Below are 24,538 nucleotides of genomic sequence, written 5' to 3'. Positions count from 1 at the left end.
AGTGGTGGGAGTATTCATTGAATACCTAGTATTACTTTTTCTAAAGCTTTCATGTGAAGTCCAATCCTGAACAAAAGTAAAGATATACCATATTCCACTAGCAATTTGTCGATCTAGTTGAATACATGTATTTATATTTTCAGTATATTCATTAATTAATGTTATTAGGTTAACAAATTTATCATGATCCCAATTTATATTGCATCTAATATCCAATAAAAAGGAATCCTCTCCTGCTTCCAGTTCTTCAATAAGTAACGGTGTAATCTCTGGAATAAGTCGCTTATACTATATGTACTTTATTCCACTATTGTAAAGCTTTCTTCACCCTCTCTAATAGGCAGATCAATTATAGTCATTTTCTTTACAGACGCCCGTTTCAATGACCGCATGCAATTGACCAGAAAATCAATATGCGACTCTTCCCCTTGTAATTCTGCTTCCACACTTCCATCTTTTAAATTTCTCACCCATCCAGTTAGTTTCATTCTTCGAGCAATACAATATATTTCCAAACGGAAGCCTACCTTTTGCACCCTTCCAGAAAAAGCTACGTTTTTTCTGACTATAATGCTTGGTGTAAATTTTGGAAACTTAACACGATTTGCATGCCAAATTACATATTCATTTCTTAATTTCTTAAAAACACTCATTCATCCACAGACTCCTTTTTATTACTATTTTTGCTTTTAGATTATTGAAACATACCACCCTGCCTGTATCAGCTGCTTTGAAATTTCTCTGACGGACCGAGGAGCCGCCAGGCTCCGATGCGTGAATATAATGTTATGCGATACCGTCTCATCTTGAAATACCTCAGAAAAGTTCCTTACTCATATGTATTGATATGAATTTCTTTGCATCTATACTTGTAATCTTCATATCGAAAGGTTTAAAGCCATATTTCGAATAGAAAGCTAATCCTCTTGAATTCGTGCTATGACAGACTAATTTTATCTTCTCGATTCTTAAATTGTTCTTTGCTTTATCAAGCATTATATTTAAAAGATATTGAGATGCCCCTTTACCCCTATATTTAGGTGAAACAATAACATTTCCGAGCCAAAAACTACCTTCTTCGGAGTCATCTTTATAAATATTAGCATATGCCACCACCTCTTTCGTTGCATTATTGATGATGACAGTTGGTTCAAATCTATCTTTTACTTTATTTAAAATTTGGTCTGTTGTTAACGGATAAACAAACCTAGGACCAATATAAAATAATTCTTCTTCACATTGCGGAAACAAACAAATTGTTTCCAGATCTCTACTCTCAAGACTTCTTTGAGAATACATAACTACAACTCCTTTAGACGATTTCGGATAACGTTCTTGTATCTACGAACCCGAGAGGCTTAATGAAGCGCCAGCGACTGGGTCCAACGGACTTAGCCTCGCAGGGTTGTTCGCTGAATCCTCTCCTCTCTGCTTAACCACTTCTTGCGAACCAAGGGCAACGACCAGCGTATATATGTTGTTAAGCGATGTCGGATACTTCTTGAGTTACCTTCATTCTAGAATCCCTTGGTTTACTAATTCGCTTTTAGTTGATGGCCTTAAAGTAATGTCTCTTTTTAGACCAATTTTATTTCCATTTTTACCGTTATATAAACAACCGCACGTTCTACATTCTTTTAATACTGTTTTATTGATTGTATTTGTATAATATCGGAGCTCACCTTGGCAAACATCACATGATTCTTCATACGATTTATTATAAATAGTTAGACCTTCAACAATTGAAATATATAAATTAAAATATTCTTTAATCTTTCGCTCCTTAACTATTTTCTCCACTCTCTTATATGTATCTTTGACCATGTCTTCTGAAATAACCAATTCATTTGAATTTAATGATTCTAGTGTTTGATTCCAGTTACTTGTCCAATTTGGATGTGCATTTTTTATATACTTTTCGATATAAACCCAAGAATCCTTAAATTTATATATGATAACCTGCGGAACGAAGTTAGTTCGTTGTGAAACTAGATCTAGAAATATTTCATTAACCTTATTTAGATGGCCATATATATTCATGACATCACCCTAATATTTATTTTGACCGATTTCGCTTAACTACATATTCACGAACTTCGTTAATAACTCCATATTATGCGTATTGCTGAACTTCGTAAATACCCAATCTACAAGTATCTCCTTCCACTAGGCTTTCTACCGTATTTCTATATATGATAAATAAAAAAAACAGGAGAATGCAAGCTTTCAAACTCTAGCCCACATCTCCTCAAAATGTATTGAATCCTATTCATTTCGTAGTTTTAAACCGGAAAAAAATATAAAGTACACTGCAGCCCATATATATGATCATTCCTATAACGGTTAGGATTGTTTCCGTAAATATTTCAGATTCTTCTATCGTATGAGTAAATTGACTAACAAGATACATTAGTAATGTAATGACGAGCGCATCAATAATCAACCGATTATATCTTAACTCCTTCAGTACAGGGAGCATAACAAGTAGATTCCAACTAACAGCAACAAACTCCAATATAAGTATGCCAGCCGAAGCTCCCCGGTAACCTAGTCCCGGAATAGCTATAAGGAAGTAATGAACCGTAACGGCAATGCATATTCCGCAAATAAGACCAAGTAACGGCGCTTTTTTATGGTCCTGGACCCAAAGTATGCTTGTACTAATTTCACGTAAACCGACAAGCAGTGGAATGATAAATAAATATCGTATCGGCTCCGCGGCTTCGGTAGTGCCGAAAAGAGAAACAGAAATTTCTGTATTATAGACGTAAAGAAATAGACTGGATGTACAGCCCCACACCCAACATACCTCCATTGCTCGTCTGGTTCGCCGATGAAAACGCTCATAATTTCTTTCCCGCCAATCTGTTACCATTTTCATTGTTAATGTGTGAGAAAGCGCCGCAGTAACAAGGGTAGGCATATAAGTGACAAGTGCAGCCATACCTGTAAGGACTCCGAAAAAAGCTGTCGCTTGTACGGAGGAATAGCCCGCAATTTGCAACCTATTAGGGATGACTATAGCATCCAGAACATCGGACAACGGAATGAGCAATCTTGTAAGGGATATTATGAAAGAACTATGTAAAAACCACATCAGATCCTTTTGGAGATTCATATCCGTACCACTGATTGAGATCTTACTTTGTTGACTAAAATAATAAAAATAGTATGAAATTAACACTAAAAAAGCAGAAATCGCACCGAACGATGTACCTAACATACTCTTTCCCGCTGCAAATGCTGGACCACGATCCAAGAGAAGAAAAACGATAGACATCATAAACAACACTCGAACAGCTTGTTCAATGATTTCGGACACGGCGATCACATTGTATAACTCCATGCCTTGCAAATAACCGCGGAGTAGACTTAACAACGGAACTACGAAGAGAGCCGGGGCCAAATAGCGAATGAAATAATCGAGCTCCTCGTTGCCGAGAAACTTTGCAATGTCATCGGAGAAATAAAAGGAAAGAATGCTTGCGCTTCCCCCTATAAGGATTAAATACATGGAGATAATTTTAAACCAGATCCAACCATGAGAGGAATTTCTCGCGGTAAATATGGCTATTGCAGTCGGTAATCCACCTGTTAACACCATTAACCCTAAACCGAAATATGAGTAAGCGATCTGAAATAGACCAATGCCCTCTGCACCGATTAGCCTCGTTAGAGAGACTCTGCCAATCAGACCGATTGCTTTCACCATCAGAATAGCACTTATACGGAATGCCATTTGTTTGATGAAATGGGAACTATTCATCGTTCACCTCCATTGCATAAGACTTGTATCATCCTATGACAATGGAGATTGCGATATGATTGAAGCAATATTTTACCTGGCCTAATCGTTAATGTGAATCAGAATGTATTTCGTATGTTTATCCCAACCCAAATCAAAAGGTGCCCGAAAACGATCTGCTGAATGAGAATTTACAAGAGGATAACCTTTGTCATCAAATCCGGTTACTACTGAAAAATGGTCTACGTCATTGTCTATAACATGAGCGATTAAGTCGCCGGGTAATAGTTTGGCAAAAGCACTATTCGGATGCTTGCGTGTTGGTTTAATGAGATCTGAGAAATACCCGCTTGCAATGACCTTGCCATAACCGGAATGAAGAATGAAGTTCTTTAAGGCATCTGTCTGTACCCAAGTTCGGTTGCCTCCTGCAGAGTAATGGTAACGCCAGGGTCCCATCATTTTAAGGCCCCCGCCTTCTTCTTTATCTCCGATAACCTGGGAAGCAAAATTCGTGCAGTCTCCTCCTTTGACGTTATAATTTAAATATTTAGAATTGTATCGCCCTTTATTGCCAGCACCCCATGCAGTACCTGCATATTTATTCGCATAAGCGACGGCACTCTGCCGCTTGTATTTTTCCCCATCTTTAACCTCTTCATTATGAGGAGGAAAGTGAACGGTACCTCCTAATTTTCCCGCAATCAGCTTAGGGTTTTCTTCCAAAGGATCCAGATACCATTCTTTAAAAACAGTCCAGGCGCCATCCTTTTTTTTCAAAGTAATCGCATGCCATGTCCCTATCCCAAACGATTGAGGATGCAAAATTTTATCTACATATATATAGCTTAGTTTTTGGGAATGGGCTAATGACACTTTTGCTGTATCCCCTTCGATTCGAATTCGAGTGATCCGAATACCACTTTTGGAATCGGTAAAATGAATACCTCTATGATTCCCCCAAGTATTGAGATATGTCTTTCTTTTTTGCTCGACACGATAAGCATTACGGCTCGTAATAGAAGCTTGATCGTAATACTTCGCCACACTCGAGGGTTTGTTCACTAGAAAATTGGAACGAGCAACAAACAAATCGTTTAAAAATGTTCTTACCTCTTCCTCAGAATTTTTAGCGAACGTTTCAGATACACCACCGTACAACAGCACAATTATCGTGAATATGCTTATGCAAAATGTTTTAGTCATTTTTCATATCCTTTTTTTATGTTCAGGAAATATTATTTCCATTGTTGTGTGGTTTCCCACCTTATAGTTTATCCAAAAGCCATATATTACAAATGGTGATTATTGTTATTTTAACATTCGCGTATATACAACCAGTCTTTTTTCATGTTCGCCTTTTTGTCGGTTGTATTTACCTGTACAAGTAATTAAATTTAGTTGTTCTATATCGGTATCACCGAATATTTTTTCTATTGGTGCCTCAGCTGTAGGGTATGATTCTACGGCAATCACTTTGAAAACCAGGTATTTCCCTTCCCTGTCCGATAACACAACAGGCTCTCCAGGTTTTATTTTTTTAAGCGGATAGAAAATAGCCGGTCCAGTATAACTGTCAACATGCCCTGCCAAGATTGCGTTTCCCTTCTGTCCGGGTAAGATCCCATCAATAAATACTCCTGCCACCTTACTAGACGCTGGAACGTCCATCTGCCCATTCTTTAGCAGTCCCACTGGTTCAATCGGGGCCTTAAGTCCAATCGATGGAATCCAAACTTGATTCGGGGTAATAAATACAGGTTTTTGGTCAGTTATTGTTTTCTCTTCTTTTTTTTCTTCTGTTTTCTCTTCTGTTTTCTCTTCTGTTTTCTCTATCGTTTTCACCGATAAAGATGAGCTGGGTTGAGGCAAAGATTCTGGGGATGATTTCTTTATGTTTGAAGGTTTCGCATTATGTTGACAACCTGAAAACAAGAGGACAAAAAGAGTAATAAATACGATTAGAGTTAATTTTCGTTTATCATTCATAATTATCATCCTTTATTAAAAGAAAAGAGGAAAAGTAACTTTTCCTCTTTTCGATCTCTATCCTTACTCGCTTACGCCACCGTAACCTGTTTTCGGTAAAGCTTTAGGTTTGATGCTTTTGCTGTGTAGCTTATGCGCTTTGTGTTTTTTTGCATGCATTTTGTGTTTGTGCTCTTTTGCATGCAGTTTGTGTTCTTTCGCATGGTGTTCTTTTGCATGCATTCTGTGTTCAGCTTTATGGCTATCGACTGGTGCTGCAGATGCTGTGACTGCCGAAGCTGAAAGTAACAAACAAGTTGATAAGGCAAATGCTGCTGCTGCTTTTTTCATTTGTGATTCCTCCTGTTATTTATCTTTTCCCCGGCTTAATATCTGCATCGTCGCTTGAAGTTATTTCTGGTAAAAACAACCTGAGGATTTTTATTTATTTTTTTACATCATTAAATTTATCGATTTATTCTCTTTGTCATGCCAATGGTAAATTTCTCAAATCCAAAAGCTTCATAATATGATTCCAGATTTTCTACACACATAAGTTGAGGAATTACTCGATTATGCTCACAATGTTGAATTATTCGATTCATCATTTCTTTACCGATTCCCTCGGACTGATAGCTTGGTAGTACACATACACCACATACAATTCCAGTAATCACACCATCCGAAATAACACGTCCCATACCCACTAATTGTTCTTCATCAAATGCATAAATCGCATACCAACTTTGGTTGCACATTTGTTCCAAATCATTGACTGTTAGTTTAAGTGAATTCCATCCTAAAGATTCATATAAAGTTAGTAGTTGCTCAAAGTTATTAGGGGGTTCTATCGTATAATGTATAGATTTATCCATGTAATCACCTCATGTTTATCTGTTTATCGATAATTGGTATGCATTTCTAAGTGTTCATCGAGCAATTGTAGAAGCCGTTTCCGAGTGAACCGAACGCAGCTTCATGATCCGGTTGATTCTTTCAGAACCAAATAGCATGATTACAATATATATCGCCACGAAAAATGGTAATATCGCGATCGTTGTCTGCGCAGCAATCCAACCGAGTAGCGGAGGCAGCAGCGTTGTACCCGTGTATGCAGTCGCCATCTGATAGCCCATAAGCTTCTGCGTTTGCTTTTTGCCAAAGCGCTCAGGGGTTGCATGCAGCATACAAGGAAATATAGGTGCGAAGCCTAAGCCAATCAACATAAAACCGATAAGTGAAACAAAGATTGGTAATGGCAAGAGAAGCAGCGATGCTCCAGCCAACGCAATTAACAGTCCACTACGAATCAGGACACGATTGCTTACTTTTAAAGTAACAAATCCAGTAATGAATCGGCCCACAGTAATGCCACCGTAATACATGGATACCCATTGTGCTGCCGTAGCCGCCGATAGATCCTTTACGTTTACCAAGAAGCTGCTACCCCATAATCCCACTGTTGCTTCAGCACCGCAATAGAAGAGGAATGTTATTAAGGTTAGTTTAACACCCTTTATTCGCATCGGCCGTTCAGTAGACTCAGCATCATACAGATTATCTTGAGGCCCCTGACCTTCTATCACAGGATGACTCTGTACTTTCTCCATCCGTTTCCACAATGGAAGTGTAATAAACAGCACAACCACTAGCGCAAATTGTATAACAGCAACGGTCAAATACCCATCCCGCCATAAATTATGTTCACGAATGAATCCAGACATAATAATTGGACCAAGTGTAGCTCCCACACCCCAGAATGAATGCAGCCAGCTCATATGATGTGCTTTATAATTCGTAGCAACATAATTATTCAGCGCCGCATCGACAGAACCTGCACCAAGTCCAAGCGGCAATGCCAACACCATCAGCCATGCAATAGAAGGCGCAAAATAAAATCCGAGCAACGCTGCAGCCGTCATAAAGCAGCTTATCAGCGTGACTTTGCCTGTTCCAAGTCGTTTTAATACCGTACCACTTGCCAAGCTTGATACAATCGTTCCGGATGCAATAATAATCGATAGCACACCCGCAGCACCGAACGGTGCTCCAAAATCTGCTTGTATGACCGGCCAAGCTGCTCCAAGTAAGGAATCAGGCAGCCCTAAGCTGATAAACGACAAATAGATAATAATCAAAAATAATGTTGCCACCATTCCCCGCCCCTTATTTATTCATTTCTAGATAATACAATGCTTGGTTCTAGCGTAGCTAACGTTTGTGCGACCATGCCTTCCAAGTAGTCAGCTGAAAAATCCTCTGAAACTATAACTTCAGGCACCGCACTTACAGGCAGTTCTAGACTGCACAGTTCTGCGATTCTCCTTCCATTCGCCTGTTCTATGAAGCTGCCGTGTAAAACGACGCAATCTGGATTTAAAACAGCACAGATGGATACGATCAATTGGACAATGGCCTGCTCAACCTTCTCGGAAGATGCCATAAAGGTCGCCTCTCCCCATGGGATACCTAAGGGGATTTTCGCAATTTCACCTGCAAAGTTTCTTCGTCCTTTAAACAACTTTCCGTTTATGAGAAAACCCGCCCCTGGCGGAAAGCGATCTGGAAAATACAAATAAACCACGTCAGCACCTGAACGGATATGCTTCCTCTCGCAATAACCAACCACTGCAGCATTCACATCATTTTCCATAATGACTGGCATTCCATAGAGCTCTCTGAAATAGTCCACAATTGAAACACCAACTAAAGCTTTATAGTCGGAAACAATGATTTTTCCTTGCCATTCTGCACCAGGCAATCCAAAGCCTATCGCTCGTATAGCAGGATATGAAGCCATCAGCGAATCAATAATATGCTCGAAACATGCCAAATCCACTTGCTCTACTTCATCCATTCGCTCATAAATCATATTGCCGACAAGATTAACAATTGTACTGCGAATGATTATACGTCCTGTAGCTTCGTAGGGAAAAAGAGTCAGTGCGTATGCATAGTCTCCGTTATACTTAAAGCGCTGAGCAGGTCTGCCCCCTCCTGAAGAACAAAGCGCCGCTTCCTTAACCTCAGACGTTTGCAACAATTGCTGCAATATGGTTCCTACTGTAACGGCGCTAAGACCCGTTGCCTTCGCAATTTGTTGCTTGGTTGCTTCACCTTCTGCCTTCAGCACCTTTCGGACAAGATTGATATTCACTTCTTTCATCACAATTGCATTGCCGCCAATGCTTTTCATCGTAAACCTCCTCAATTAATAAAATACTTTATAAAAGTGTTTTATTAAGCTCACATAATGTATCTGATTCATGCGTAATTGTCAATTACTTAAGTAGCTGACCTGTCTAGGGTTTATAAAAAAATAAAAAGCCTGTAGATCAGGCTTTCTTAACATGAATATGTAAGTGATTTTAGATTTACGCGGATTCTTCGCATTGTGTTTCATTTAGAATTTATTAATAAAGAGAGAGCCATCTTTCTGAATTTCAGCATAAAATACCTCTTCAACAGACTGAATCCCATTTTTTTTCAATTCAGCAAGTACCCAACTTTCACTTAGGTTTAATTCCTTCAAGTTCTTTTCCACGATTTTACCATCTGAAATAATTTCTGATGGTAAATATGTAAAATCATCGGTTTTCACCTTCATATCCCCTTTTGTTACTGTTTGCTGGAATTCTTTCTTTAGAATGCTTAATTTTCCGTCGGGTTCTAGAATGGCATAGTGAACATCTTGGGTACTAAATACTTCTTTCTCTCGCAGCATCATACTCAAATCGTCCAGGTTTAAACGAGTACCTTTAAGTGCCTCTTTTAGGATTTTTCCATTTTTTATAACGATGGTAGGTTCTCCATCTAGAAAGACCCTTGCTTTGCTTGATTTTAGCGATATGTATTCAATAAGAACAGTTAATAAAGACCACCAAACTATACTTATTAGTCCGTTAATAAAGGGAGTTTTACTTTTCCCAGCAATTTCCGCAACTATTGAACCAATCGTAATACCTGTGACATAATTAAAAAAAGTAAGTTGGCTCAGTTGCTTCTTTCCGAGCACTCGCGCCAAGGTGAGTAATACAAAAAAAGAAACAGTTGATCTTAGAATCATCTCCCAAAAATCAACTTGTAATAATTCCCCCATAACTATCCATCCTTTGTACTTATTACACTTTCCGTTGATTATATTATTGGAATAATAGTTGATCGACATACTATCTTCAACAAAAAAACCGCGATCTACGCGGTTCCTTGTGGCTGTCCACCAATGCTTGGTAGACTCCATTCAACTTATTCTTTTGAATCGATTTGTACTTTAAGCATATCTATTACATTATTTAATGTATTTGTTCCTAGATCACCCTCGTTACGTTTTCGAACTGCTACAAGGTCAGAGTTAACCTCTTTCTCACCTAAGACAAATGTGTATGGAGTCTTCAATAGACCTGCTTCCCGGATTTTATATCCTAATTTTTCGTTTCTTACATCGACATCGACTCGTATACCTGCTTGCTCCAGACGTTTCTTCACTTTCAGAGAGTAGTCCAAATAATGATCAGACACCGGAATTATTTTGACTTGAACAGGAGCTAACCACAATGGAAAAGCTCCGCCGTAATGCTCTGTAAGGATTCCGATAAATCTCTCGATAGATCCGAAAACTGCTCTGTGAATGACAACAGGCCGATGCTTTAGGTTATCTTCTCCAATATAAGAAAGATCGAATTTTTCAGGGAACTGGAAATCCAACTGGATTGTACCACATTGCCAACTTCGTTTTAATGAGTCGAGGATGTGAAAATCAATCTTTGGTCCATAAAATGCGCCGTCGCCTTCATTGATCCGATATTCCAACTGTTGCTGATCCAGTACCTGTTTTAAGGATGACTCTGCGCGTTCCCACAGCTCTTCCGAGCCCATTGAATCCTCCGGTCTTGTTGATAATTCAATGCTGTAATCAAACCCGAAGACCTGATAAATCTGTCCAATGAACTCGATGATCCCCTTGATCTCATCTTCGATCTGATCCGGCCTTACAAAAATATGTGCGTCATCCTGACAAAACGTACGAACCCGCATCATGCCATTAAGGGCCCCTGAGAATTCATGTCGGTGGACTTGACCAAATTCTGAAATACGAATAGGAAGCTCCTTGTAGGAATGAAGCGTGTTCTTATAGACTAACATATGACCTGGACAGTTCATCGGTTTCAATGCATACTCCGTCTCATCAACTTGAGTAAAGTACATGTTATCTTTGTAGTGATCCCAATGGCCGGACATTTCCCAAAGACGCTTATTCATCATCAACGGAGTACGCACTTCATCATAATCACTATGAAACTGAAGCTTTCTTGCAAATTGCTCCAGTTCATTACGGATGATCATCCCATTAGGTAAGAAGAAAGGCATGCCTGGCGCTTCTTCTGAGAACATAAACAGTCCCAGCTCCTTACCCAGTTTACGATGATCCCGTTTTCTAGCTTCTTCAAGTAAAAACAGGTGCTCCTCAAGCTGTGACTTCTTAGGAAACGCTGTTCCATATATTCGTTGCAGCATTTTATTATCCGAATTCCCGCGCCAATAAGCTCCCGCAACACTCATCAATTTAAATGCCTTTATTCTTCCAGTGGAAGGAAGATGCGGTCCTCTGCACAAGTCGATGAACTCCCCTTGCTGATAAACCGTAATGACTTCGTCCTCGGGCAAATTATGAATCAGCTCCCGTTTGTAAGGATCGTCATGGAAGATTTGTTCGGCCTCCTTGCGGTTGACCTCTCTGCGGACTATGGGAATATCTTCCTGTACAATCTTCTGCATCTCCTGCTCAATGACGATCAGTTCATCCACTGTAATCGAATTATCCAGGTCCATATCATAATAAAAACCATCTTCAATAACCGGTCCAACTCCCAGGTTTACGGAATTATGGCCATAGATGCGTTTAACCGCTTGAGCCATCAAGTGGGCCGTACTGTGCCGATAAATATGAAGCCCATCCTCGGAATCCAGTGTAATCACATTCACTTCCGAATCTTCACGAAGTTCCCAATTCAAATCAACAAGATTTCCATTTACTTTTCCCGCTACAGCGTTTTTTTTCAGACCTGAACTAATGGATCCCGCGATTTGCATTATCGTCGTTTGTGCGGGATACTCCTTCTTACTTCCGTCTGGTAATGTTACTACAATAGACATTGTTATCCCTCCATAAATTTTGATTGAACGCAAAAAAACACACGATCCCTAAAGGGACGAGTGCGTTCAGCTCGTGGTTCCACCCTAATTTGATCCAGACTTGCAATCGCTACAAATAGCGTGCTCATCGGACCCTCATTCAGTCATCCTGTAACGGGAATGATTCGGTGTTTTCTAGTACCGTACCTATACTGATCAGCAGATCACGGGTTCAAAAACACAGCTACAAAGGGGTAATTTTTGAAACAAGTACTGAAGAAGCTTTCACCAATCGCTTCTCTCTCTGGACAGGTTGAATCAAGAATCATGTCTTTGATGATGGCTGATAGGTATGTATCTTAAACCAGTTATTTCTAATTGTCAACTATCGTTCTTCTCAGGGAATTGGTTTAAACGTCCGATGGGGAAATTTCAGATTCCTAGTCCGGCTATAATATATATTACATTCGAATCAAGTCATCCCGACTATTGGTACATATTTCGCTTCTGCTTAAAGCCAACCTGATCTGGTTTCCTTCTCTCTGCGCCATACAGGCATAATTGCCTGGCTCTAGCTCTATAAAAACTCCCTCACATGTATGATCTGGCTCTAGACCATCTCCCGTTACATCATCTGCGGCCCCCACAAATACGCTGCCGGAGGAAACGCGAAAGTACAGCACTTCAGTCATAGGCCCCCCATCCTCTATGCCCTCATCAGCTTCTATCCAATTGACTTCATAAACCCCGTCTTGACCCAGATTCAAAAATAAGCAGTTGCCCGCATTCACTTCTGCAAGCTCGTCTTCCGAAATAGACCACCAGTCTGGCGTGTCATCCAAGCGATGTTTCAGCTCTCCGAGATCGTAAACACACATTGTGGCCGTATCGGTTATAAAGCGAAATGAACCCTGCATCTTCTTTATCCCTTCCTTCCTATTGCTTAATATACTAAAGATATTGACCGAACCACTGCTCTGCCTTATCCCAATCCACGCGAAGTTGGATACATGAATTCAATTATATGGTAGCATATGACCTGGATGGATCGAATAGAGAATTAGCACTAAACAGACGCAGTTATGAAAGGATGATATCACTTGAACAATCTGCAGACAGCGATTCAGCTTTTTCTACATCAGCAAGATTTGTACAATCAGCAGTATGGTTTATTTAAAGATCATCACATCCAGTGGCATTCAGCTCCGGCTTCCTTTAAAGTTGACGAGCGAATAGAACTCTCGCCGGAACTAAAGTACTTCTACGAGCATTGCGAGATGATGGATCCCAATGCACAGCTGAGTCATAAGGTCAAAAATGCTGCAGTAGAAATCGGAGATGCAGCCGTGCTGTTTTTTGCAGCTCCCGATCATTTAGATCGTTATCAACAAGGATTTCGCTGGGTTGGTCAGCATGAACCTTATGAGGAATCGGATCGTTGGGATCGTTCGCTTGTCGTGATCGCTTTGCTCAATGATGACCCCATTACGGTGAATACGGCACTACCAGGGTCTCCGGTATATGCTTCCTGGGGGGCCGATACTCTAGCACCAATTGCTGCGTCGATGGCGGATTTTTTTGAGGCATTAGCGCTACTAATTGAAGCAGCCCGAGCCATGCAGGGTGATCTGGTAGATGAGGAAACCTGTGAAGTAAAAGAGTTATTCCTGCAGCAGATAGAGCCGAAGCTCCGTTCGCTGCTGAGTGACACTTGTACCCGACAATTGTTCCGGTTTCTCTCTTTTTGTGAGTAGCCTGTAAAGATGAACCACTGATATCTAGGCATTTTTCATATCGGAATTATACAAATGTTCTTATCCATTATAAAAAAATGAGCAGACACCGCAGTGCCTGCTCAACCATTTCGTTTTGTCATCTTTAGCTTCTCCGGTTAACTAAGCAGTCTAGCATTACACCTTAAGGGAATGCTTCTCGCGAGCAATCTGCGTGGCTTCAACCATGTTGCGCAAAGAATCAACGGTTTCTTCAATTCCGCGGGTTTTAAGTCCGCAATCTGGGTTGATCCAGAACAGGTTCGGATCCAGTACACGCAAGGCGCGCTCGATCATGCTTGTCATCTCTTCCACTCTCGGAACGCGCGGACTGTGAATATCATATACGCCCAACCCGATGCCAAGTTTGTAAGTGTTGATCTCAAAGCTATGGATAAGTTCACCATGGCTGCGCGAAGTCTCAATTGAAATTACATCCGCATCCATCGCTTCGATCGAATCAATCATGTCATTAAACTCGCAGTAACACATATGCGTGTGAATTTGTGTTGTATCCTGAACAGTGCATGTTGTCATGCGGAAGGCTTTTACAGCCCATGCCAGGTACTCTGCTTGATCTTCTTCCTTAAGTGGAAGTCCTTCGCGAACCGCTGGCTCATCCACTTGAATCATACCGATACCTGCCTGCTCAAGCGATTCAACCTCTTGTCTCAGCGCATAGGCCAATTGGTAAGCGATTTGTTCGCGTGTGATATCCTCACGGACAAATGACCAGTTCATGATGGTAATCGGACCGGTCAACATCCCTTTAACAGGTCTCTTGGTCTTCGTCTGGGCATACTTGGTCTCCTCGACCGTCATCGCTGCCTCGAATGCTACATCCCCGAAAATGATAGGCGGTTTTACACAGCGGGAGCCATATGACTGCACCCATCCATATTGAGTAAAAGCGAACCCTGCAAGTTTCTCACCAAAGAATTCGACCATATCTGTCCGTTCAAATTCACCATGTACGAGAACGTCCAGCCCAATCTCTTCCTGCAGCTTAATCCAGATATCGATCTGCTCCCGGATGAAGTCAGCATACTGTTCATTGTTCCACTCACCTTTACGCCACAGTTTACGGGCTTTACGTACCTCAACGGACTGCGGAAAGCTACCGATGGTCGTCGTCGGGAAAATCGGCAATTGCCATTTGTTCTGCTGAGCAATATGACGTTCAGCAAATGGCTGACTGCGTTCTGGATTTTTTGCACTAATGGCAGCAACGGTTTGCTGAATGTCTTTACGATTACGCTCATCCGATAGCTTGAGTACCTGAAGAGCGCTCTCGCATTGCTCCAGTTCTTCTCTAATTGCAGCAGCCCTGCCAGATGAGACTGCTTTCGTCAGAAGGATCAGCTCGTCTAGCTTCTCATCAGCAAAAGCGAGAGCATTTTTCAGTTCAGTTAGGAGCTTTACCTCATTTTTCACCGTGACGGGTACGTGAAGCAGACTGCAAGAAGATTGTACAATTAGCTTGTCGGCAGTCACGAGATCCGCAAGTTCTTCCAGTAAAACGAGTCTATCACGAAGTGATGCCTTCCAGATGCCACGACCATCGATGACTCCTGCACCTAAAACCTTATCCGCAGGGAAACCGAAAGTTTTAATCGACGACAAATTGTCAGAGAATCCATGCACGAAATCGAGCCCTATTCCTTTGACCGGCAGCTGGATAATATCACTGTAATTCTCTACCGATTCAAAATAGGTTTGCAGCATGATCTTCAGATCAGGCACTGATGAAGAAAATGTCTCATAAATCGTCTTTAACCGCTGGAGATCAGCTGTGCTTAATTTCGTAACAAGAATCGGTTCGTCTATCTGTACCCATTGCACGCCTTCTTGAGTAAGCTCCTGCAGAATCTGTACATAGAGCGGTAGTAAACGCTTCAGCCAAGCATCCGTCTCCGAGACGTCATATCCTTTAGACAGCTTCAGGAAGGTTAATGGTCCAACGATAACGGGCTTTCCTTCGATACCGAGCTTTTCCTTCGCTTCTCGATATGCCACAAGGGGTTTATTCTCGGTAATTACCGGTGTTGCCCCATCCAATTCAGGAACGATATAGTGATAGTTGGTGTTAAACCACTTGGTCATTTCACTTGCTGCAGCATCCTTTGTCCCACGGGCAATACCGTAATAAACAGACAAAGGTACAACACCGCCCTCATAAGGGAAACGTTGTGGAATAATGCCGAACATCGTAGCTGTATCCAGTACGTGATCATAATAACTGAAATCATTTACCGGTATGATATCTAGGCCCTTGTCCTTCTGCTTACGCAGATGGTCCAAACGGATTTCCTGCAGCTTGCTGTGAAATTCCGATTCTTCGAGCTTACCGGACCAGTACGCTTCGAGAGCTTTCTTCCATTCGCGATCCGCACCAATACGTGGATATCCCAAAACACTACTCTTTGCCATCTCGTAACACTCCCATACAAATTGTTACAAGTAAGATATCACGGATTCGTGGATATAGAGTAACAGTATTAAACTATATCTAGTTATAGCCTAAGGCTATATCAAAGTAGTGGACTCCCTATGTATTCCAGCATCAACTCCGTGAAGATGATACTGGATCTGTCGGACCAACATATCAACGAAAACCTCACATCTGATTGCAAATAAAATGACCGTCTTCCTGAGAAAACGGTCATAATCTTGAAAACTTACGGAGTCTCCACCATTGACATTCTTCTTGCAAAATCTACAAACTGGAACTTGTCTAAACGATGTCTCGACTCCGTATATTGAAAAAGCGTTGTATCCTCCAGGTGAACATAACCCCGTACGACAACCACATGGGTATCATCTCTGAGATCCATATACTGATGGTCCATCTCCGTAGCCCGTTCCACGCGAATAACCTTCTCCGCGTAGCTGATCTTTAAATGAAGCTCCTGCTCCAGATATTGATAAATGGAATCTGACGCAATCTCCTTTGTCAAATTCGTAACGATATCGGCAAGCAAATAATCGATATCCAGAATGATGCGTTCACCCTCAATTTCCCTGGCGCGTATGACCTTCCATACGGGCTGATCTGAACGGATATGAAGCTCCTTTGCAATGCTGTCCCCTGCTGGAACACATTCTGTTACATAAACAAGAGTTCGGCTCTTTTTGCCTAAGCGTTCGGAAAGCTCTTTATAACTGACCAGGCCCGATACTGGAAATTTTAATCTTCCTGTATCTAGTACAAAAGAACCTTTCCCTTTAACTTTGTTAATGTAACCATTCTGTGCCAGTAAGTTCAATCCCTTGCGTACGGTTTCTCTCGAGATCTGATATGTCTCGGAAAGCTCGTTTTCAGATGGAAGCTTACTTCCAGGTTGAAGGGTTCCCGCATCAATACGATCGGCGTAATCTTTGTAAAGTGTCAAAAATATATTGTTTGTCATCGCTTTATCACCATCATTATTGTACCATGTTTTGCAGCGATTTCATTACTCCTTGTCTAGATTAAGTGAAACCTGAAGGATCGGGGTCTTGCCTTGAATTGCTTTCCCCTCATATTCTTTAATCTCCTGAATACCATCCTGCCCGTCCGGGATAAGAATCGGGGTAATAATAGGCAAACCCGCTTGTTCAATACGCTTTTTATCAAATTCCAGTAAAAGCTGTCCTTTGGTTATCATCGATCCTGACTCCACATGGGCAGTAAAGCCGTCCCCTTTTAAGGAAACCGTGTTAATTCCCACATGAATCAAAATCTGAATTCCGTTAGGATCGGCAAGAATGAGTGCATGCTTGCTCTTGATCAGGTGTGCAACCATGCCGTCAAATGGAGCATACACTTTCCCTTCAGAAGGAATAATGGCAATGCCCTGCCCCATCTGTTTTTCCGAAAAAGCAGGGTCAGGGACTTCTGACAGAGGCACGATCTGTCCATTCAGCGGCGCAGATATGTCTATCTTAATCTTCTCCGAATTTACGTTCACTTCAGCTTCAGATTTTGGTGTAACCGGATTCTGAGCACTGGTGGCTTCCGTCATTACCGCCTGTTCACTCACTGCCGCAGCCAGCGAATTCCCCTTCTCCAATCGGTTAGCCTGTCTGGCCATCTGGTATCTGCCATACAAAAGCGTACCGGTAAAAGGAATCACAAGGACTATAGCCATTCCCAAGAAAAAGATTCCCCACTGGTTCGGGAAGATCGACAAGAATCCCGGAATGCCGCCTACGCCGATGGAAGAAGCAAGAACGTTATTTACGGCTAATAGTACGCCTGCGATCCCGGAACCGATCATTCCGAAAATAAAGGGGTATTTGAAACGTATATTGACACCGAAAATCGCCGGCTCGGTTACGCCCAAAAAGGCGGAGATGGATGAGGTTACGGCAAGGCCTTTCGCTTTCTGTTCTCTTACAATGAACATCATGGCAAGGGCTGCTGCACCTTGTGCAATATTAGACAAGGCAAGCATCGGCCACAGGAACGTTCCACCTTCACTTCCGATGAGTTGAATATCCACCGCAAGGAAGGTGTGGTGCATCCCCGTAATAACAAGTAATGAGTACAGTCCACCATAAATCAAACCGCCGAGAGCAGCAAAAGAATCGAAAATGCTGACAAGTCCCGAAGTAAGCGCATTACCTATCGCGAATGTGATCGGACCTACCACAATAAATGCAAGGAACCCCGTAACTAACAAGGCAACAGGTGCTACTACTAACAATTTAATAGAATCATGTACTCGTTTGTCTAAAAACTTCTCGATCTTCGCTAAAATGTAAGCGGAGACAAGTACAGGTAACACTTGGCCCTGATACCCAATCTTCTCGAGTTCAAATCCGAATAGATTCCATACCGGTACCGTGCCTTCCAGCTTGGCATCTGCATATTGATATGCGCTCATCAGATCCGGATTCACAAGAATCAGACCTAAAACAATCCCTAACAGCGGATTTCCCCCAAATTGCCGCACGGCTGACCAACCGATCAAGACAGGCAGGAAAGTAAAGGCCGTACTTGCAATAAGGTTAATGATGGAAGCCACGTCTGCCCACTCAGGGTGCACTTCGATTAGAGAGTTTCCTTCGTAGAAAATGCCGGCTCCGGTAAGAATGTTATTAATACCAAGTAGCAGACCTGCCATAACGATGGCCGGCAAGATCGGGATAAAGATATCAGCAAGCGTCTTAATGGCCCGCTGAAGCGGATTTTGTTTCTTGCTGGCAAGCGATTTCACATCATCCTTGGTTGCTCTGGCGCCCCCAGTAATTTCAATCATCTCATTGTAGACTTGGTCGACCAGACCCGGTCCGATCACGACCTGAAATTGACCCTGTGAAGAGAATTGTCCCTTCACCAGATCATTTTCATCAAGTGCTTTAGAATCTACTTTGCTTTCATCCGCAAGGGCAAATCTTAATCTGGTTACACAATGCATAGCGGCTTCAATGTTGTCTTTTCCTCCGACTGCCTCAATGATCCGCTCCACATTTTTACGATCTAATTTCGCCATAGCCTCCTGCTCCTAACTTTATGAGATTTTATTGTATGGTTTTAATCAGCCACATATATGACCCGTAAGGTGAAAGCTTAACGATTGGAGTGAGTTCTGGTTCTTCCGCTGTATTACCTAAGAGAAGCTCTGCTAACCGATCTTTGGGGAGATTCTCAGTGAACTTCTTGGGAAGTTCAAACCGAACCTCTTCCTTGCTGAAATTTGAAATAACGACAAGTGTTTCTTCTGAATTTATTCTGGCATAGGCATAAACCTGGGGATGTCCTACATCAAGACGAACGTATCTTCCATCTGTAAATACCGGGATACTTTTACGAAACTCGATTAACTTTCGATAGTGGTGATAAATCGAATTATAATCTTCTACCTGTGCCTTTGCATTGATTAACGGATAACGTTCATCGATCTTGATCCAGGGCGTGCCTGCCGAAAATCCAGCCTGATCGCTATCATCCCATAGCATGGGCAGCCGCGAATTATCTCTGGAGCGTACACTTACAATATGAGCAGCTTCTTCGGGCGTTTTTCCCTTTAGTTGGATAATTTCATACATATTCCGTGATTCAATATCCCGGAACTCGGAAATATCGTTCCATTTGGGATCTGGCATACCGATTTCTTCTCCTTGATAGACATAAGGCGTACCTTGCAATCCATGAAGCGTGGTTGCGAGCAGTTTAGCGCTTTCGTTCCGGTATTCGTCGTCGTTCGTAAACCGAGTAAGCGCGCGCGGTTGATCATGATTGTTCCAGAATAGCGCATTCCAGCCACCGCCCTGTTGCATGCCGATCTGCCAATCGGAGAGCACTTTTTTTAATTCCTCGAAATCATAAGGCTTAAGTTCCCACTTTTGTCCGTTAGGATAGTCCACTTTAAGATGATGAAAATTGAATGTCATGGAAAACTCGTTTTCCTCCGGATTAGAGTAACGGATGCAGTGTTCCAGCGTTGTCGAAGACATTTCTCCAACAGTAACCAAGTTATATGGAGTGAACACTTGTTCATTCAGTTCTTTGACATACTCATGCACACGAGGTCCATCGGTGTAGAATTTACGCCCATCTCCTGGCTGTGTAGAGCCGTCATCATTCGAGAAAGAGGGGTCCTTGGAAATAAGATTGATGACATCCATCCGGAATCCGCTCACACCCTTCTCAGCCCAAAACGTAAGCAAGTTCACAACTTCTTGTCTGACCTTCTCATTTTCCCAGTTCAGATCCGCTTGTGTTTTATCAAAGAGAGTCAAATAATATTGCTGTGTTCCTTCGTCAAACTGCCATGCAGGACCTCCGAATTTGGACTGCCAATTGTTAGGCGCCCCCCCATCCTCTGCGGGATCTCGCCAGATGTAATAATCCCGATATGGATTATCACGAGAAGACTTTGCTTCCTTGAACCAACGATGTTCAGTAGATGAATGATTGACCACAATATCAATCATAAGACGCATATTTCTGTTCTTAAGTTCCTGAATGAGCTCATCAAAGTCTTCCATCGTTCCGTAGACAGGATCGATGTTGTAATAATCCGCAACGTCGTAACCGTTATCATTTTGTGGAGAAACATACACCGGCTGAAGCCATACGATGTCGATACCCAATCCTTTTATATAATCAAGCTTCTCAGTAAGCCCGCGAATATCGCCTGTACCACGGCCGGTTGTATCATTGAAGCTCTTCGGGTATACCTGATAAACCGTAGAAGTTTTCCACCAATCTCGAGGTTGGTTTCCCCTAGTATGCATAAAAATCACCTTCCTTTTCATCTTGTATATACAGGATGATTATAGCTGAATCATACACTTGTATATACAGGAAGTCAACTACCTAAGAATATATACCCACTTCTGTGGGTTACAGACTAATATTTCGAAAAAAATACTGCAAGCAGCATTTCAAGTACAAATGGATCATACTTGCGCCGATTGCAGTATTTAGGGACAAAATAAAGGATATGTTATGAATCAAACGTAACCTTTTGGTTTTAACATCGCATATAACTTGTAAAGACGAGAATCCTTCGTTGTGTCTATTTCGATAGTCAACACAAAATGCCGCCTAGTCCTGAGATATCAGATTTCAAAATCCGTATCTCAACAACACACCTCCCGCATCATCGCTTTACCATTCAAAACAAGAAAATCAGAATATAAGCGACACCAACGATTAATAAAATCAGCGAAATAATATGCTCCTTCGATTCCCTGATGTACTTCCATTCTGCGAATGCATTAAAGCTAGATGCAATGATGAGAACGCACAGTAAAAACCATCTCATAATATTCATATCTGAGAGGTCGAGATTCAAGAGAACCACGAAAGTGATCAAAAAAAGGATCCATCCTCCCCAAGAGTAGAACTTTTTTCCGCTCGTCTCTGAAATTTTGATCTTTTCCCCTTTAACGAACCATAGTTTTAATAAAATTCGAACGATGACCAGAATAATAAATAATGATGAAATTGAGTTACTCATAAGGATGCCTCCTCCATCAATGCATCTCCAACAATATGCATTAATTCCCAATTTATACCTTCTTGTTCCCTAATGGATTATATCATAATTTTATAAATGAAAAAGCCGCATAGCTGCGGCTTTTTGGGTTTAACTTCGTATTCTCAGACAATGGACAGTGACTTAAACACATATCGTCAAAGATTTTAAAAGCGACTGATCGCTTAAAATACTTTTGTCGTCCATGATTCACAATTCCAGATATCTGTTGCAATATCGCTGTAGAACTCCGGTTCGTGGGAAATCATCAGAATGCTACCTTTATACGCTTTTAAGGCCCGCTTCAGTTCATCCTTCGCATCCACATCCAAATGGTTTGTCGGTTCGTCAAGTACAAGCAGATTGGTTTCGCTGTTGATGAGTTTGCACAAACGTACTTTAGCCTTTTCACCACCGCTCAGAACAGCAATTTTACTCTCAATGTGCTTTGTTGTGAGACCGCATTTGGCTAACGCAGCGCGTACCTCAAACTGGCTCAGGGAAGGGAAGGTTTCCCAAATCTCCTCGATGCACGTATTGTAATTGCCTTCCTTCATTTCTTGCTCGAAATAACCGATCTCCTGGTTGTAGCCCAGCTCCACAGAACCGGATAATGCAGAGATTTCACCTAAAATACTGCGCAGCAGTGTCGTCTTCCCAATCCCGTTCGCACCAACAAGCGCCACCTTTTGTCCGCGTTCCATCTGCAGATCAAGGGGTCTGGAGAGTGGACTGTCATAACCGATGACTAATCCTTTAGTCTCAAAAATCACTTTACCAGAGGCTTTGGCTTCCTTGAAGTTAAATTGCGGCTTCGGTTTTTCTTTCGTTAGTTCAATTACTTCCATCTTGTCGAGTTTCTTTTGTCTCGACATCGCCATATTCCGGGTAGCCACGCTGGCTTTGTTACGGGCAACAAAATCCTTTAACTCCGAGATTTCTTGCTGCTGCCGGTTATAAGCCGATTCAAGCTGTTGTTTCTTCATTTCATAAACCTGCTGGAACTGATCGTAGTCACCTACATACCGGCTCAGCTTTTGACTTTCCATATGGTAAATCAGATTGATTACGCTGTTCAGGAACGGTATATCGTGCGAGATCAGTATAAATGCATTTTCATACTCTTGAAGGTAACGTTTAAGCCATTCAATATGCTGCTCATCAAGATAGTTGGTTGGCTCATCAAGAAGCAAAATATCCGGTTTTTCCAGCAACAGCTTGGCCAGCAATATTTTTGTCCGCTGACCGCCGCTAAGGTCGTTAACGTCACGGTCAAGTCCAATGTCAGTTATACCCAAACCGCGGGCTGTCTCCTGCACCTTGGCATCAATCATGTAAAAATCCTGGCTGGTGAGCGTATCTTGAATAGTTCCGACTTCTTCCAGCAGTTTTTCTAGCTCTTCCGGGGACACTTCCCCCATTTTGTTGTACATTTCATTCATTTCTTGCTCTAGGTCGAACAAGTATTGAAACGCACCCCGAAGTACATCTTGAATCGTCATCCCTTTGGTCAAAACAGCATGCTGATCAAGATAACCCACGCGTACCCGCTTGGACCATTCAACCTTGCCTTCATCCGGCTGCAGCTTGCTCGTAATAATGTTCATAAAAGTAGATTTGCCTTCGCCGTTTGCGCCGATTAATCCGATGTGCTCGCCTTTTAAAAGTCTGAACGAAACATCTTTAAAGATAGCGCGATCTCCAAAACCATGACTTAATCCTTCAACATTTAATATGCTCATCTATACACCTTTTTCTAATATTATCGATCTATTATAAGCTTGATGAAGTAAAAAATTCAATATGAAGCCAAAACGTTTACTAATTCGGAAATATTATTAGCATAACGTTTGATGTCATTTAGCGTCCTAATTACTTGATCAGTCCCCAACTGATATTCTTCTTCGTTTGTACACTCAATCCACAAAGAACGCTTAAAATTATATTCTAACCAGCCTAATTTGCCTAAAAACCCACTCTCTAAGACCGTCTTCCAATCTGCTTGTAGTGTTCCATAGTTCTTTATATATCCGTTTATAAAAGCCTTAAATCTTTCTTGATCAATGCCACCCATGTCATCTTCAGACCAGTAAATTGCTGTTTCAATCAAATCTTGCATAGGATTTATATAGCCAGCTGACTCCCAATCAATAACAAAGGGGTTGTCTTGGCTCCACAAAACATTTTTAGGGTCTAGATCTCCATGACTAATTACCTTATCTGCTGCAAGCAATCCAACTGCTCTATTGGCTTCAGCATTCCAATCGTAAAGCTTGTCGATGATTTCAAGTAGCGAGGTAACCCACACTGCGTTATTTTCTTGTCCTTTTTTCAAATAATAAGACCAATTTATTAGCTGTGTAAGATCTGAAACATCATCATTGATTAAGCGCAACTCTGAAAAATCCGTCATATGTATTTTCGCAAGAATCGCACCAATCTCAGTACAATTGGCTTTAGTGATTTCATTAGGTTTCAGATTTTTTCCGTCGACCCAATTGAACACAAGATAGAATTGATTATCTATTTCATGCAAAAAAACATCATTAAATTTTTTTGCTGGAATAGCAGATACATTATTTACTACGAGATTGGCAATTCGTTCTGATCTGATAAAGTTCTGATATGCCGTAGGCCTAAGCATAATTTGAGGGTTTAACGCTTTAACAGCATACTTCCCTTGAGTCGTCTCAATAGCGTACATTCTGTGTAGAAGTCCGCCCGACAATTCTTTAGGAACGCTGACTATCTCACCGAGTTGCAGAATTGTACATAGTCTTTCAAATTGAAAATTATATTGCATATTCGTCGTTCCCCCTTACACCCATTTCAAACGGATCTTCTCATGCTCCAGATCTTCATGAACGAATGCGTGACATTTAAGCAAGAAAAGCGCCTCCATTTTATCCATCATATCATCTCCTATCACTTACACGGTGTACGTTTACTCC

The 24,538-nt window shown here is 41.5% G+C and carries 21 protein-coding genes; 1 reads left to right on the top strand and 20 read right to left on the bottom strand.

What is annotated here, in order from left to right:
- Nucleotides 1-299: 299 nt before the first annotated feature.
- From AC2TF5_RS12295 to AC2TF5_RS12235, 13 genes are all read right to left on the bottom strand, one after another.
- Nucleotides 300-653 (bottom strand): acylphosphatase, encoded by a 354-nt coding sequence (locus AC2TF5_RS12295; protein ID WP_491302421.1) that lies wholly within the window; start codon nucleotides 651-653, stop codon nucleotides 300-302.
- A gap of 163 nt (nucleotides 654-816) precedes the next feature.
- Complete coding sequence (locus AC2TF5_RS12290; RefSeq protein WP_491302420.1) at nucleotides 817-1,299, bottom strand: GNAT family N-acetyltransferase; 483 nt, start codon at nucleotides 1,297-1,299, stop codon at nucleotides 817-819.
- Nucleotides 1,300-1,512: 213 nt separating this feature from the next.
- A complete protein-coding gene (locus tag AC2TF5_RS12285; protein ID WP_491302419.1) occupies nucleotides 1,513-2,040 on the bottom strand; it encodes a hypothetical protein in 528 nt (175 codons plus the stop codon).
- A 229-nt stretch (nucleotides 2,041-2,269) separates the two neighbouring features.
- A complete protein-coding gene (locus AC2TF5_RS12280; RefSeq protein WP_491302418.1) occupies nucleotides 2,270-3,766 on the bottom strand; it encodes an oligosaccharide flippase family protein in 1,497 nt (498 codons plus the stop codon).
- Between the two features lie 81 nt (nucleotides 3,767-3,847).
- Nucleotides 3,848-4,951: an amidase domain-containing protein gene (locus AC2TF5_RS12275; protein ID WP_491302417.1), complete on the bottom strand. Its 1,104-nt coding sequence runs from the start codon at nucleotides 4,949-4,951 to the stop codon at nucleotides 3,848-3,850.
- 105 nt (nucleotides 4,952-5,056) lie between these two features.
- The gene (locus AC2TF5_RS12270) at nucleotides 5,057-5,734 is read right to left on the bottom strand and encodes a class F sortase (protein ID WP_491302416.1); all 678 of its coding nucleotides are present in this window, start codon (nucleotides 5,732-5,734) and stop codon (nucleotides 5,057-5,059) included.
- A 63-nt stretch (nucleotides 5,735-5,797) separates the two neighbouring features.
- Nucleotides 5,798-6,064: a hypothetical protein gene (locus tag AC2TF5_RS12265; RefSeq protein WP_491302415.1), complete on the bottom strand. Its 267-nt coding sequence runs from the start codon at nucleotides 6,062-6,064 to the stop codon at nucleotides 5,798-5,800.
- Nucleotides 6,065-6,180: 116 nt separating this feature from the next.
- Complete coding sequence (locus tag AC2TF5_RS12260) at nucleotides 6,181-6,588, bottom strand: GNAT family N-acetyltransferase (protein ID WP_491302414.1); 408 nt, start codon at nucleotides 6,586-6,588, stop codon at nucleotides 6,181-6,183.
- Between the two features lie 54 nt (nucleotides 6,589-6,642).
- Nucleotides 6,643-7,866: an MFS transporter gene (locus tag AC2TF5_RS12255; RefSeq protein ID WP_491302873.1), complete on the bottom strand. Its 1,224-nt coding sequence runs from the start codon at nucleotides 7,864-7,866 to the stop codon at nucleotides 6,643-6,645.
- A gap of 17 nt (nucleotides 7,867-7,883) precedes the next feature.
- The gene (locus AC2TF5_RS12250) at nucleotides 7,884-8,909 is read right to left on the bottom strand and encodes an ROK family protein (protein WP_491302413.1); all 1,026 of its coding nucleotides are present in this window, start codon (nucleotides 8,907-8,909) and stop codon (nucleotides 7,884-7,886) included.
- 207 nt (nucleotides 8,910-9,116) lie between these two features.
- On the bottom strand, nucleotides 9,117-9,812 hold the full coding sequence (locus AC2TF5_RS12245; RefSeq protein WP_491302412.1) for a YetF domain-containing protein: 696 nt from the start codon (nucleotides 9,810-9,812) through the stop codon (nucleotides 9,117-9,119).
- Between the two features lie 146 nt (nucleotides 9,813-9,958).
- A complete protein-coding gene (thrS, locus tag AC2TF5_RS12240) occupies nucleotides 9,959-11,866 on the bottom strand; it encodes a threonine--tRNA ligase (protein ID WP_491302411.1) in 1,908 nt (635 codons plus the stop codon).
- A 440-nt stretch (nucleotides 11,867-12,306) separates the two neighbouring features.
- The gene (locus tag AC2TF5_RS12235) at nucleotides 12,307-12,762 is read right to left on the bottom strand and encodes a DUF6386 family protein (protein ID WP_491302410.1); all 456 of its coding nucleotides are present in this window, start codon (nucleotides 12,760-12,762) and stop codon (nucleotides 12,307-12,309) included.
- Nucleotides 12,763-12,945: 183 nt separating this feature from the next.
- Between AC2TF5_RS12235 and AC2TF5_RS12230 the strand changes: the two genes are divergently transcribed.
- A complete protein-coding gene (locus AC2TF5_RS12230; protein ID WP_491302409.1) occupies nucleotides 12,946-13,599 on the top strand; it encodes a hypothetical protein in 654 nt (217 codons plus the stop codon).
- A gap of 156 nt (nucleotides 13,600-13,755) precedes the next feature.
- Here AC2TF5_RS12230 and metE read toward each other — a convergent pair whose 3' ends face one another.
- The 7 genes from metE to AC2TF5_RS12195 form a co-directional block, all read right to left on the bottom strand.
- Nucleotides 13,756-16,047, bottom strand: a complete 2,292-nt coding sequence (gene metE, locus AC2TF5_RS12225) for a 5-methyltetrahydropteroyltriglutamate--homocysteine S-methyltransferase (RefSeq protein ID WP_491302408.1) — start codon at nucleotides 16,045-16,047, stop codon at nucleotides 13,756-13,758.
- Nucleotides 16,048-16,295: 248 nt separating this feature from the next.
- On the bottom strand, nucleotides 16,296-17,027 hold the full coding sequence (gene treR / locus AC2TF5_RS12220; RefSeq protein WP_491302407.1) for a trehalose operon repressor: 732 nt from the start codon (nucleotides 17,025-17,027) through the stop codon (nucleotides 16,296-16,298).
- A 45-nt stretch (nucleotides 17,028-17,072) separates the two neighbouring features.
- Nucleotides 17,073-19,094: a PTS system trehalose-specific EIIBC component gene (gene treP / locus AC2TF5_RS12215; protein WP_491302406.1), complete on the bottom strand. Its 2,022-nt coding sequence runs from the start codon at nucleotides 19,092-19,094 to the stop codon at nucleotides 17,073-17,075.
- Nucleotides 19,095-19,122: 28 nt separating this feature from the next.
- A complete protein-coding gene (gene treC / locus AC2TF5_RS12210; protein ID WP_491302405.1) occupies nucleotides 19,123-20,841 on the bottom strand; it encodes an alpha,alpha-phosphotrehalase in 1,719 nt (572 codons plus the stop codon).
- Nucleotides 20,842-21,224: 383 nt separating this feature from the next.
- Complete coding sequence (locus AC2TF5_RS12205) at nucleotides 21,225-21,569, bottom strand: DUF4181 domain-containing protein (protein WP_491302404.1); 345 nt, start codon at nucleotides 21,567-21,569, stop codon at nucleotides 21,225-21,227.
- A 203-nt stretch (nucleotides 21,570-21,772) separates the two neighbouring features.
- Nucleotides 21,773-23,329: an ABC-F family ATP-binding cassette domain-containing protein gene (locus tag AC2TF5_RS12200; RefSeq protein ID WP_491302403.1), complete on the bottom strand. Its 1,557-nt coding sequence runs from the start codon at nucleotides 23,327-23,329 to the stop codon at nucleotides 21,773-21,775.
- A 56-nt stretch (nucleotides 23,330-23,385) separates the two neighbouring features.
- Complete coding sequence (locus AC2TF5_RS12195) at nucleotides 23,386-24,390, bottom strand: phosphotransferase (RefSeq protein WP_491302402.1); 1,005 nt, start codon at nucleotides 24,388-24,390, stop codon at nucleotides 23,386-23,388.
- Between the last annotated feature and the right edge of the window lie 148 nt (nucleotides 24,391-24,538).

The sequence above is a fragment of the Paenibacillus sp. JNUCC 34 genome (assembly GCF_058269055.1).
This window is presented reverse-complemented; position numbering and strand designations above follow the sequence as displayed.

Coding starts and splice junctions, on each gene's coding strand:
- AC2TF5_RS12295 (WP_491302421.1), bottom strand. CDS start 653: ATGAGTGTTTTTAAGAAATTAAGAAATGAATATGTAATTTGGCATGCA.
- AC2TF5_RS12290 (WP_491302420.1), bottom strand. CDS start 1,299: ATGTATTCTCAAAGAAGTCTTGAGAGTAGAGATCTGGAAACAATTTGT.
- AC2TF5_RS12285 (WP_491302419.1), bottom strand. CDS start 2,040: ATGAATATATATGGCCATCTAAATAAGGTTAATGAAATATTTCTAGAT.
- AC2TF5_RS12280 (WP_491302418.1), bottom strand. CDS start 3,766: ATGAATAGTTCCCATTTCATCAAACAAATGGCATTCCGTATAAGTGCT.
- AC2TF5_RS12275 (WP_491302417.1), bottom strand. CDS start 4,951: ATGACTAAAACATTTTGCATAAGCATATTCACGATAATTGTGCTGTTG.
- AC2TF5_RS12270 (WP_491302416.1), bottom strand. CDS start 5,734: ATGAATGATAAACGAAAATTAACTCTAATCGTATTTATTACTCTTTTT.
- AC2TF5_RS12265 (WP_491302415.1), bottom strand. CDS start 6,064: ATGAAAAAAGCAGCAGCAGCATTTGCCTTATCAACTTGTTTGTTACTT.
- AC2TF5_RS12260 (WP_491302414.1), bottom strand. CDS start 6,588: ATGGATAAATCTATACATTATACGATAGAACCCCCTAATAACTTTGAG.
- AC2TF5_RS12250 (WP_491302413.1), bottom strand. CDS start 8,909: ATGAAAAGCATTGGCGGCAATGCAATTGTGATGAAAGAAGTGAATATC.
- AC2TF5_RS12245 (WP_491302412.1), bottom strand. CDS start 9,812: ATGGGGGAATTATTACAAGTTGATTTTTGGGAGATGATTCTAAGATCA.
- thrS (WP_491302411.1), bottom strand. CDS start 11,866: ATGTCTATTGTAGTAACATTACCAGACGGAAGTAAGAAGGAGTATCCC.
- AC2TF5_RS12235 (WP_491302410.1), bottom strand. CDS start 12,762: ATGCAGGGTTCATTTCGCTTTATAACCGATACGGCCACAATGTGTGTT.
- metE (WP_491302408.1), bottom strand. CDS start 16,047: ATGGCAAAGAGTAGTGTTTTGGGATATCCACGTATTGGTGCGGATCGC.
- treR (WP_491302407.1), bottom strand. CDS start 17,027: ATGACAAACAATATATTTTTGACACTTTACAAAGATTACGCCGATCGT.
- treP (WP_491302406.1), bottom strand. CDS start 19,094: ATGGCGAAATTAGATCGTAAAAATGTGGAGCGGATCATTGAGGCAGTC.
- treC (WP_491302405.1), bottom strand. CDS start 20,841: ATGCATACTAGGGGAAACCAACCTCGAGATTGGTGGAAAACTTCTACG.
- AC2TF5_RS12205 (WP_491302404.1), bottom strand. CDS start 21,569: ATGAGTAACTCAATTTCATCATTATTTATTATTCTGGTCATCGTTCGA.
- AC2TF5_RS12200 (WP_491302403.1), bottom strand. CDS start 23,329: ATGAGCATATTAAATGTTGAAGGATTAAGTCATGGTTTTGGAGATCGC.
- AC2TF5_RS12195 (WP_491302402.1), bottom strand. CDS start 24,390: ATGCAATATAATTTTCAATTTGAAAGACTATGTACAATTCTGCAACTC.